Annotated in this window: 11 protein-coding genes; 6 read left to right on the top strand and 5 right to left on the bottom strand. The window is 64.2% G+C overall.

The genetic code is table 11. The features are described from left to right. Nucleotides 1-768, top strand: a 768-nt coding sequence (locus tag ACI944_RS08795) for a DUF2797 domain-containing protein (protein ID WP_411718679.1), incomplete at its 5' end; no start/stop codon positions are given. A 64-nt stretch (nt 769-832) separates the two neighbouring features. Then, the gene (locus tag ACI944_RS08790) at nt 833-1,261 is read left to right on the top strand and encodes a hypothetical protein (RefSeq protein WP_411718678.1); all 429 of its coding nucleotides are present in this window, start codon (nt 833-835) and stop codon (nt 1,259-1,261) included. A gap of 184 nt (nt 1,262-1,445) precedes the next feature. On the opposite strand, the gene ACI944_RS08785 is transcribed toward ACI944_RS08790, so the two are convergent. The 5 genes from ACI944_RS08785 to ACI944_RS08765 all read right to left on the bottom strand — a co-directional run bounded on the left by ACI944_RS08785 (nt 1,446) and on the right by ACI944_RS08765 (nt 4,216). After that, entirely contained in the window at nt 1,446-2,594 is a 1,149-nt protein-coding gene (locus ACI944_RS08785) for a pyridoxal phosphate-dependent aminotransferase (protein WP_411718677.1), read from the bottom strand. After that, on the bottom strand, nt 2,591-3,007 hold the full coding sequence (gene ribH / locus ACI944_RS08780; protein WP_411718676.1) for a 6,7-dimethyl-8-ribityllumazine synthase: 417 nt from the start codon (nt 3,005-3,007) through the stop codon (nt 2,591-2,593). The genes ACI944_RS08785 and ribH overlap by 4 nt, the downstream gene beginning before the upstream one ends. Nucleotides 3,008-3,207: 200 nt before the next feature. Then, nucleotides 3,208-3,699: a 50S ribosomal protein L11 gene (locus tag ACI944_RS08775; protein ID WP_411718675.1), complete on the bottom strand. Its 492-nt coding sequence runs from the start codon at nt 3,697-3,699 to the stop codon at nt 3,208-3,210. Between the two features lie 83 nt (nt 3,700-3,782). After that, the gene (locus ACI944_RS08770; RefSeq protein WP_411718674.1) at nt 3,783-3,983 is read right to left on the bottom strand and encodes a hypothetical protein; all 201 of its coding nucleotides are present in this window, start codon (nt 3,981-3,983) and stop codon (nt 3,783-3,785) included. 68 nt (nt 3,984-4,051) lie between these two features. Further along, nucleotides 4,052-4,216, bottom strand: coding sequence for a hypothetical protein (locus tag ACI944_RS08765; RefSeq protein WP_411718673.1), 165 nt, complete (start codon nt 4,214-4,216; stop codon nt 4,052-4,054). A 270-nt stretch (nt 4,217-4,486) separates the two neighbouring features. Here ACI944_RS08765 and ACI944_RS08760 point away from each other — a divergent pair, with 270 nt between their 5' ends. From ACI944_RS08760 to ACI944_RS08745, 4 genes are all read left to right on the top strand, one after another. Beyond that, the gene (locus ACI944_RS08760) at nt 4,487-5,602 is read left to right on the top strand and encodes an OBG GTPase family GTP-binding protein (RefSeq protein WP_411718672.1); all 1,116 of its coding nucleotides are present in this window, start codon (nt 4,487-4,489) and stop codon (nt 5,600-5,602) included. Between the two features lie 61 nt (nt 5,603-5,663). Continuing rightward, entirely contained in the window at nt 5,664-6,110 is a 447-nt protein-coding gene (locus ACI944_RS08755; protein WP_411718671.1) for a DUF2391 family protein, read from the top strand. A 102-nt stretch (nt 6,111-6,212) separates the two neighbouring features. Further along, a complete protein-coding gene (gene artA / locus ACI944_RS08750; RefSeq protein ID WP_411718670.1) occupies nt 6,213-7,166 on the top strand; it encodes an archaeosortase A in 954 nt (317 codons plus the stop codon). Beyond that, on the top strand, nt 7,163-8,235 hold a 1,073-nt coding region (locus ACI944_RS08745; protein WP_411718669.1), incomplete at its 3' end, for a hypothetical protein. The genes artA and ACI944_RS08745, both read left to right, overlap by 4 nt.

Raw genomic sequence — 8,235 nt, 5'->3', positions numbered from 1 at the left:
GTGCAAGTCGTCGGCTACCGGACGGGGGCTCGGGCGGGCGCAGAGCCGGCGCTGGTTTTCGCGAGAGATGGCGACCTCGAACGCGAACCACTCGCGCCGGGACGGGAGCTCGCGTACACGCTCGGCGATCGACACTGCGCCGGGGCGATCGACGGCGACGAGCACCTGCCCTGCACCGCTTCGGCGGCGCCGTACTGCGAGCATCACGACTCGACGTGGATCTGTGCGAAGTGCACCGGGAGCTGTCTGAAGAGGGAGATGGACTGTCACACCGAGCATGCGATCTATCTGGCGGCGTTCGCACCGTCGACATTCAAAGTCGGCGTGACGGGACGGTCGGACCCAACCGTCCGACTCCGCGAGCAGGGTGCCGACCGGGGAGCGATTATCAGACGCGTCGCCGACGGTCGGATCGCCCGGGAACTCGAAGCCGAAATCGCGGCCACGACGCCGCTCCCAGATTCAGTTCGCGTCCCGACGAAGATCGAGGGGATTGGTCGGGATGTCGACAGGGGATCGTGGGAGCGACTGCTCGGGGAGTTTGCGGTCGAAACGACCCACGAGTTCGACTACGGCCTCGGGTTGGACGCCGCGCCGATCGCTGACACCTTCGCCGCTGGGACGGTCATCGGCACGAAGGGCCGCGTACTCGTCTTGGAGCGCTCCGGGAGCCGCTTCGCCGTCGATATGCGGTCGCTGGTCGGACACGAACTCGAACGCGGCACGAGTGGGCGGGAGTTACAGTCAAACCTCGGGGCGTTCAGCTAATTACCTCGTCGCCCCCGCCCCCGGAACCTGTGTACTTTTTTGTCGGGAGCCGAAAGGTAGGGGCATGACAGACGAAGAGGAGTCCGAGGCCGAGGGAGAAAGCGAGGGTGAGGAGAAATCGTTCCGCGAGCGTGTCGAGGAGATCAGACAGCAGCGATCCGAAGGTGGCGACGGTGAGGGCGACGGTGAGGAGATGAGCCGCGAGGAGAAAATGAAGGAGATGATGGGCGGCGGTGGCGGCGGCCCCGGCGGCATGGGTGGCGGCGGTATGGGCGGAAGCCCCTTCGCACAGATGATGGGCGGGATGATGGGCGGCGGCGGTGGCGGCCCCGGCGGCATGGGCGGCGGCCCGCCCGGGATGGGCGGCCCCGGTGAGGCCGCCGACGAAGAAAGCGGCAACGAGGAGCTCGTCCGCGAGGTCCGGAAGGTCCGCGACGAACTCCACGACATCCGACGCGAAATCGAGCGCATCGGCGACGCCCTCGAAGAGTAACGGAGACATCGTAGCGCGGTGCGTTACGCACTCTTTTTGATCGCTGCGTAGCCGCTGGAGTCTGTTGCACTGTTTCGAGCGGCTGCCATACGGTGGCGACGGTATGTATCTGTGTAAAAACGCTATAGCAGCCCGACCGACTGGAGGCGGTCGTCGCAGGTCGTCAGACGGTGCTCGCGAGTCCTCAGAGGTAGCCGGAATCGGCGAGGCGCTCGACGCCCTCGCGGAGTCGTTCCTCGCTCGCGGCGTAGGAGAGTCGAGCGTAGCCGGGCGTCCCGAAGGCGCTGCCCGGGACGGTCGCGACGTGGGCCTCCTCAATGGCCCCCTCGCACCACGCCTGGTCGTCGTCATCAACGGGCAACATCATGTAGAACGCGCCGTCCGGGACGGGCACGTCGATGCCGTGCTCGCCGAACAATTCGACGAGCATATCGCGTCGATCCTCGAAGGCGTCGCGCATCTCCGCGACCGCTTCGTCGGTGTTCTCAAGCGCTTCGACCCCGGCGTGTTGGACAAAATTCGCCGCACACGACACCGAGTGTGAGTGGAGCTTTGCCGCCTGTTCGACGAGCGCTTCGGGGGCGGCAAGGTAGCCGAGCCGCCACCCGGTCATTGAGTACGCCTTCGAGAAGCCGTTGATCGTGACCGTCCGATCACCCATCCCCTCGAGGGAGCCGAGGGAGGTCTGTTCGACCCCGTAGGTGACCGCGTCGTAGATCTCGTCGGAGATGACCGTGACATCGTGTTCGACTGCGAGATCGCGAACACCCTCAAGAGCGGCGTCGGTGAAGACCGCACCGGAGGGGTTCGACGGCGAGTTGATCACGAGTAGTTCGGTGTCGTCAGACACCGTCGCTATGAGGTCGTCGAGCACCGGCTCCAACTGGAAGCCCGATTCGGAGAGTTCGACCCGCGAGAGTTCACCGCCGGCCAACTTCGCCATCGCCTCGTAACTGACCCACGCCGGGTCTAGGAGGACGACCTCGTCGCCGTCGTCGACGAGCGTCTGAAACGTCTCGTAGAGCGCCTGCTTGCCGCCCGGCGTCACAATGACCTCGTCGGTCGTGTACTCGAGCCCGTCGGCATCGAGTTTCTCGACGATCGCCTCTTTCAGTTCCGGGATACCGTTCGAAGGCGTGTATCCGGTGTGGCCGGCGTCGAGGGCGTCTTTGCCGGCCTCAACGACAGTCTCGGGGGTCGGGAAGTCGGGCTCGCCGACGGAGAGGTCAACGACATCGACGCCGTCGGCTTCGAGTTTCGATGCAAGGTTGCTGATCGCGAGCGTCGCGCTGGGTTCGACCCGCCCGACGCGCTCGGTGAATTCCATTGTCATAGTGTATCGAGTTCCTCCGTGAGTGAAATAGCGCTCCGGACGGCGCTCGCGCCGTGGTGGACCCGCTCTTCGGCCTCCGCGTGGCTCATACCGGGGCCGGTGATCCCGAGCGTGACCGGCGTGTCACGCTCAATGGAGACGTCGGTGAGTCCGGCGGCGGCCGCGTCGGCGATCACCTGATCGTGATCGGTGTCGCCGGTGACGATCGCGCCGAGGACCGCGACGGCGTCGATCTCCGGACGCCGAGCCAACCGGTCGGCCGCGAGCGGCGTGTCGTAGGAGCCGGGCACCTCGATCGTCTCGACGATTTCGGCACCGGCTTCGTCGGCCGCCTCCCTGGCCCGCGACTCCATCTCGTGGGTCACCGGCCGCTCTTTATTGAACTGCGCGACCACCAGTCCGAGCGCTACCATACGTATCGGTCGGTCTCGGCACCTAAAAGAACTGCCGAAAGACCACTCAGTGTGACTCCGTCTGGTTCGCCTGCTAACAGACAGCGTCACTTCACTCCAATCGTGACGCAAGCCGTTCGACTCGCTCAGGCCGCCGCCTTCGCTTCGTCAAAGTCACAGCGTCACTTCACTCCAATCGTGACGCAAGCCGTTCGACTCGCTCAGGCCGCCGCCTTCGCTTCGTCGAACGTCCCGTCGAACTCGCCGTTCTCCAGTCGTTCGTTGAACGTTCGCGCGTCCTCGCCTTCGACGGTGACACCGAGGGACGCACAGGTGCCAGCGACTTCCTTGGCAGCGTTGCGCGCGTCGTACGCCAAGAGGTCGGGGAGCTTCTGTTCGGCGACCGTCTTGAGTTGCTCGGCGCTCATATCAGCGACGAACTCCTCGTTGGGTTCACCGGAGCCGGTCTCGAACCCGAGTTCGTCCTTGATCAGCGCGGCCGTCGGCGGAACGCCGACCTCGATTCCGAACGAGCCGTCGTCGTCGTAGTCCACGGTGACGGGGACTTCCGTCCCGTCGAACGCCGCCGTCTGTTCGTTGATTTCGTTGACGACCGCCTGCACGTCGACCGGGGTCGGGCCGAGTTCGGGGCCGAGCGGCGGCCCAGGGTCGGCCTGCCCACCGGGGACGAGTACTTCGATAGTTCCAGCCATACACGAATTGAGTGTCGCGTCGGTTTTAAGGGTTGTCGATTCGGGCCAGCGTGGCAGCGGTGCGCAATCCGGCAGGCGCGGATTTAGGGCAAGGCGATCCCGTGTCGGGCGAGGTACTGGCTCACGTTCTTGATCACAAATGGGCTGCCGATGATCCGGGCGGTCGCGCCCTCGTCGGTGACGGTGACGGAGAACTCGGATTCGAGGTCACGGTGGAGCCCGTCGGGCGTGCCGGGCGGGAGGATAATCTGGGTGCTGTCGCGGAGGCGGGCGGGGTCAGCCATCGATTTGTTGGTGGGTTCGTCGGTTCATGAAGCTACTGGAACGGGGGCGGTAAGCGCCGGAGGCCCACTCACGCGTTGATCACCAATACCCCGAAGATCGCCGCCGCGATGAGGCCGACGCTGATCGTTCGAAACCCGTAGCCGAATATCGTCGAGAAAGCAAGGTGGAAGACGCCCACAAACGCGACCCCAACGCAAATCAGTGTGGCTGCGAGAGCTCGTTTGCCGTCCATATGCCGGGTATAAACGGAGGGCACATATGAGTGCCTGTCTCGGCGCGTCGGGGATGGCTATTGAAGAGCCGGACGGCGAATATAAGCGAGCAGTAGCCGGACGAAAGATGGGACCAAGCAGCGGCCGGGAGTAACCGATAGCCGGCAGAAAGGTGATGCTGGGCGATAGCCAATAGGGAAGGAGCGTCGGCCGACGGGAACCGTGCGAATGCGACGCCGAGCGATCCCCAACCGAACGCCTTTTTCGGCATCGGCGATACCTCTCTCCTAATGGGGCTCAAAGAGGAGATTGAGGCGATCGAGGAGGAGATCGCCAACACCCCGTACAACAAATCGACCGAACAGCATATCGGTCGGCTGAAGGCCAAGTTGTCGGAAAAAAAGGAGAAGCTAGAGCGACAGCAGTCCTCCGGAAGCGGTGGCGGCGGGTACGCCGTCGAGAAACACGGCGACGCGACCGTCGCGCTGGTCGGCTTTCCCTCCGTCGGCAAGTCGACGCTCCTCAACGCCTTGACGAACGCCGACAGTGAGGTCGGCTCCTACGAGTTCACGACGCTAGACGTCAATCCCGGGATGCTTGATTACCGCGGCGCAAACATTCAGTTACTTGACGTGCCGGGGCTCATCGAGGGCGCCGCGGAGAACCGCGGTGGCGGCCAGGCAGTCCTCTCGGTCGTCCGGACCGCCGACCTGGTGCTGTTCGTCCTCTCGGCGTTTGAGATCGACCAGTACGAACGGCTGTACGATGAGTTATATAAAAACAAAGTGCGGCTCGACACCGATCCGATCCAGGTCAACATCCGCAAGAAACTCAAAGGTGGCATCAACCTCACCACCTCGGACCGGGTGACCCTTGACGACGAGACGATCATGGGCGTCCTCCGGGAGTACGACTACGTCAACGCCGACGTGACGATCCGCGAAGACCTCACGATCGACCAGTTAGTCGACTCGCTGCAGGACAATCGGGAGTACCTCCCCTCCGCGGTCGCAGTCAACAAGGTCGACCTGATCGATCCGAGCTACATTGAGACGGTCAAGGAGAACCTCCTGAGCCACGGGATCGATCCCGAGGACGCCGTCTTCATCAGTGCGGAGGATGGGCGCGGTCTCGACTCCCTGAAGCGGACCATCTGGAACGACCTCGGCCTCATCCGCATCTACATGGATAAGCCGGGACGCGGCGTCGACCGCAAAGAGCCGCTCATCCTGACAGAGACTGAGAACACCGTCGATGACGCGCTGCACAAACTCGGCGGCAGTTTCGAGGACCGATTCCGGTTCGCCCGCGTGAGCGGTCCCTCGGCGAAACACGACGACCAGCAGGTCGGCCGGGACCACGAACTCCGGGACGAGGACGTCCTCCGGATCGTCGCCCGGAAGTGAGAGCCGAGCGCACCGACGCGATGGGAGTGGTGTTATTTACACTGGCCGGGTACACATCGTCATGAAGCTCAAGCGCCCCAGCCGCCCTCAGGGGTTCCGGTTGGCCGACTCGGCCCAACAGCTCGTCGGCGGTTTTCTGCTGGCGGGGCCGTTCGTCGTGACCGAGGAGGTGTGGGTCCTAGCCGCCAACATGGGCGTCTTCCACGCCTTGGCGACGGTGGGCGTGGTGTTCGCGATCGGATACGCGACCCTTTATAAAGCCGACACGAACCGCGATCCCGACGGCGAACAGAACGTCGTCGGCGTCCCGCTTCGGTTTATCTCATTGATGATCGTCTCGTTCGGATCGGTGACGATCCTCGCGACGCTGTTCAACGCCCCCAACACGTTTCTCACGGACGCCGAAACGAACAGGACGATCGCGCTGACGACGTTCAAAGCCGTGAGCGTCGGCGCGATCTTCAGCGTCGTCGGCGCGGCAACGGCCGATAGCGTCTTTTCGCGGTGAGGTGTTCGCACGCGAGAGACACCGATTGATAGATCACCGGCTGTGCGACTGGGCGGCACCTGACGATAAGACATATACCCCTCGTGGTACATCACTCCGATAATGTTGCTCTCCACGCAGTCGCTCACCGAGTTCTCGGTGTTGCCGTACACCGACGTGCTCGCGTGGATCGTGATGGCGGTCTTCGTCGCCGGTGTCGTGTTGGATCGGCGGGACAGACGCGACCTCGCGATGCCGGTGACTGCGGGCGCGTGGGGACTGTTCGCCGTGTTCTGGTTCCTCCTGATACACCACTTCGCGTTGATCCACCGAAGCGCAATCCAGGCGGTCCTCGTCATCGTCGCCGTGCCGGCGTGTCTGTACGTCGGATGGCAACTCTACGGCGGCCGCGAGTCGCTGTTGACGCTCTCGCGGGCGATCGCGTTCATGACGATCATATACCTCCCGTTCGAGACCTCCTACGTCGCCCGGCAGGTGCTGATCGAGACGGTCGCTACCCAGACCGCAGGCGTGATCGACCTACTCGGTATCGGCGAGGGCGTCCGGTTCGTCGAGGACCCCACCGGCGAGACGACGTTCATGAACACCTTCTGGTTCCCCGAAACGGGGCAGGCCTCCCGGATCGTCTTCGCGTGTACCGGCATCGGGTCGATAGCCATCTTCGGTGGCCTGATCGCGGCTGTCGACGCCCCCCGCCGCAAGAAGGCGGTCGCAGCCACGGTGTCGATCGCGATCATCTGGGTGCTCAACGTCGGCCGAAACGTGTTCATCGCTGTAGCGAACGGCTATCAGTGGTTCGCGATCCAGTGGCTTGAGGGGCCGGTCATGTTTCTGTTCGGGCTCTCCGAGCCGTCCCGCGTCTCGTTTTTCGTCGCGGATCGCATCCTCTCGCAGGGGCTGGCGGTGTTCGCGCTCGTCGGCATCGCCGTTCTCGTTTCGCGGTGGGTGCCGGAACTGCTCGACATCGGCGAGGAACTCCTCTCCGTGCTCTTAGGTCGGGAGGTCCGCCTCCGAACGCCGGAGACCGCCCCCGACGGGGGTGAAACCGAGCCGTGAGCGACCGTGCGGCCGGCCCCGACACCGATCCGGGTCCCGACGGTGATTCGGCCCCACAATCTGACGGCCGGGCCAAACGCGAGGAGCGAGACGGAGACGGGGGCGGACCCGTAAGTGTCACCCGCCGCCGTATGTTGCTCGGTGGCGGCGCGTCGATCACCGCCGTGGGCGCCGCTAAAGCGTTGTACAACACTGTTCTCGGGTACGGTCAACTCGGTATGGGGACGAATCTCAAAGAACAGGACGTCGCAGCCATCGCGGCCGAGCGACTGGTGCCGACGTACGAGGAGTCCATCGGTGGAACCCGGGTCCGACTGGCTGACGAGGAGATCATAGTCGACGGGGGGGCTGTCCTGTCGTTCGCCGACGACCGTCCCGTCGATGCCGAGACGGTCGATTCGCGTCTTGGACTCGGGGGGCGTCTCCACGAACTGTTCGCCGATGTCGCCGCTGTTCGGGCCGGAGACTACGCCTTCGAGTTCCACGACCCGTCGGCGTTCTTCGATCGGATTGGCGATGGCGAATCCCGGTCGGCGGTTGTCACCGCGATCCGCACGAACTGGGATCGGACCGTCGATCCGGGGGTGATCGAGCGGTTCGCCGGTGTCGACCCCTCGGAGCCGGCGGCTGTCGTCGAGGGGCTCGTCGACGGGTTCCGAGAGCACACCCGCTACGATGTTCCGCGATATCTTGCTGGGTCGGTCGAGGACAACCTCATTTTCGGGGCGGCTGACCTCCGGCGACACTTCGAGGATGCGGTCGATTTCGAGGCGTTGCTTGAGTCCGACGGGACTGGGATCTTCTGTTGGGAGTTGGTGTACCGATCGATCGAGGCCCTGCAGGCTGTCTCGCCGACCCGTCAGGCCGACCCGATCGCGGCTTGTTACGTGATCGACAGCCGGCACAAGCACGCGTTCACGGGTCTGTTGGGCGCTATCCGCCTCAACGGCGGCCTCCGGTTCCCGATGACGTTCGTTGATTACACCCACTCAACGCTCTACGACGATGTCCGGCTGACGGGCGTGCTGGGCGAGGGGCTCGACGCGTACAACGACCGTCATCGGGCGGC

It is taken from the genome of Natronomonas sp. (genome assembly GCF_046710025.1).
Taxonomy (GTDB): Archaea; Halobacteriota; Halobacteria; order Halobacteriales; family Haloarculaceae; genus Natronomonas.
Note: the sequence above shows the minus strand (reverse complement) of the source record. Positions and strands in the feature narration are given on the sequence as shown.

Coding starts and splice junctions, on each gene's coding strand:
- ACI944_RS08790 (WP_411718678.1), top strand. CDS start 833: ATGACAGACGAAGAGGAGTCCGAGGCCGAGGGAGAAAGCGAGGGTGAG.
- ACI944_RS08785 (WP_411718677.1), bottom strand. CDS start 2,594: ATGACAATGGAATTCACCGAGCGCGTCGGGCGGGTCGAACCCAGCGCG.
- ribH (WP_411718676.1), bottom strand. CDS start 3,007: ATGGTAGCGCTCGGACTGGTGGTCGCGCAGTTCAATAAAGAGCGGCCG.
- ACI944_RS08775 (WP_411718675.1), bottom strand. CDS start 3,699: ATGGCTGGAACTATCGAAGTACTCGTCCCCGGTGGGCAGGCCGACCCT.
- ACI944_RS08770 (WP_411718674.1), bottom strand. CDS start 3,983: ATGGCTGACCCCGCCCGCCTCCGCGACAGCACCCAGATTATCCTCCCG.
- ACI944_RS08765 (WP_411718673.1), bottom strand. CDS start 4,216: ATGGACGGCAAACGAGCTCTCGCAGCCACACTGATTTGCGTTGGGGTC.
- ACI944_RS08760 (WP_411718672.1), top strand. CDS start 4,487: ATGGGGCTCAAAGAGGAGATTGAGGCGATCGAGGAGGAGATCGCCAAC.
- ACI944_RS08755 (WP_411718671.1), top strand. CDS start 5,664: ATGAAGCTCAAGCGCCCCAGCCGCCCTCAGGGGTTCCGGTTGGCCGAC.
- artA (WP_411718670.1), top strand. CDS start 6,213: ATGTTGCTCTCCACGCAGTCGCTCACCGAGTTCTCGGTGTTGCCGTAC.